The organism is bacterium, assembly GCA_040753555.1.
GTDB lineage: Bacteria > UBA9089 > UBA9088 > UBA9088 > UBA9088 > JBFLYE01.
This window is the reverse complement of the sequence record JBFMDZ010000332.1, coordinates 1-1,521: the sequence shown is the minus strand read 5'-3', so window position 1 is coordinate 1,521 and position 1,521 is coordinate 1. Positions and strand designations below refer to the sequence as shown.

At 33.1% G+C, this 1,521-nt stretch carries 2 protein-coding genes; one reads left to right on the top strand and one right to left on the bottom strand.

The features are described from left to right. The first annotated feature begins 299 nt into the window (after positions 1-299). Complete coding sequence (locus AB1630_13185) at positions 300-452, top strand: hypothetical protein (GenBank protein ID MEW6104739.1); 153 nt, start codon at positions 300-302, stop codon at positions 450-452. Positions 453-461: 9 nt separating this feature from the next. Here the strand turns inward: AB1630_13185 and AB1630_13180 are convergent, their stop codons facing one another. After that, positions 462-1,268 carry a LysM peptidoglycan-binding domain-containing protein gene (locus AB1630_13180; protein ID MEW6104738.1) on the bottom strand — a complete coding sequence of 269 codons (807 nt, stop codon included), beginning with the start codon at positions 1,266-1,268 and terminating at the stop codon, positions 462-464. Positions 1,269-1,521: the final 253 nt, after the last annotated feature.

Sequence of the window (1,521 nt, the reverse complement as noted above, 5' to 3'; positions counted from 1 at the left end):
TTTCTTTTTTCTGTTCCCCTTGTCATAAAATCCTTGAAATCCTAATAATTCTGTGAGATAATTTATTTGTTGCATCTGTCTTAAGTTATCCTCCTTTTTGAGGGATTTAAAAGGATATTATACCCTTATCAGAAGCAACATTTAAACAAATTACTTATTTGCACTAAATTCCGTGAAGAGCCATATTGCCTACTTGTTTTTTTAATTCTTTGTCTTTGTCTACATCTTATCTACAATAAAGTAGATCAAAAAAATTAGAAAAGTCGTGTCTACATTAATGAGAAGAAAAAATCCTTCTTTTGCCTTATATTTCAACGGATTACATCAGTTTGGTGGGTGATAAATTAGGGGAAGCTCCGTTAAAGATTGAAAAGGATATTGGTGAAGATGAGGCAAGGGAACAAGGACAATATTACAAAAATGTCATCCTTGAATATTTTCCAGAACATTAAGATACCCCCTCAATTAATAACCCCAAGGGCAAAGATACCTGAAAGCAAAGCAAATATAAGGAAATGAGAAAGGTCTGTGTATAATCCCTTCTCATTCTTTAACTCCTCAATCCTTTTATTCTTCTCTTTTATTTCCTCCTCTGCTTTTTCTAATTTTTCCTCAAGCTCAAATATTCCTGTATTAAGCATTGCAATCTCTTCATCCCTTAAAGACAATTTCTCCTCCAACAGCCTGATTTCATCCTCCTTTCCCTCTATTTCCCTTTTCTTTTCCTTTATCTCTTTAAACCTTAACTCTAAAGACAATGAAAGGCTTCCTTTCTCCTCTCTGGATTTGTTGATTTCATCTTGAAGAAGCAAAATCTCATTTTCCATTACCTCAATCTCTGCCTGATGCCTTAATCTCATCTCCTCATCTGTTGGAAGCTGCTTTCTTAAATCTTCTATTTGCTCCTCATAATTTGCCTTTAAAATTTCAATCTCTCTCTTTAAATCTTCAATTTTTCCCTTCAAGCCTCCCTTTTCCTTTTCTAGCCTCTTCATCCTTCCCCTCATAGCATTGGCAAGGGAAAGGGCAAGATCTTTTCCAATAGCAAGTTTTTCTCCTGGGTAGATTAGGCCTGGTTTATCTATAATGTTATATTCATTGAATTTTGGCCATAAGCTTGGGTCATTGTAATATTTCTTTGCAAGGCTCCACAAGGTATCTCCCTCTTTAATAACAATCTTATCTTCACCATTTTTTGGTGCAATCTTGCAAAAACATATATTTGAAAAGCATAAGCTAATTAAAAGACAAACAATTACTCTTCCCATTTCTCCTTATTATAATATATATCGGCAAATTCTTAAAAAACCTTTAGGAAAAAATGTTTGACAACAAACTTTTGCAGGAAAATTTTTCAAGAAATTTTTTGGCTCTTCACGGAATTAGTGCAAAAGTAATTTCCTATATTTCGCTACCTTTGTCCAGAATTACCTCTAAACAGGATATATTATATCAAAAACACATCACAAAAACATAGCCTCTTTTTTCCTTTGTAGATTTTTTTGTTAAATACCATCAAAA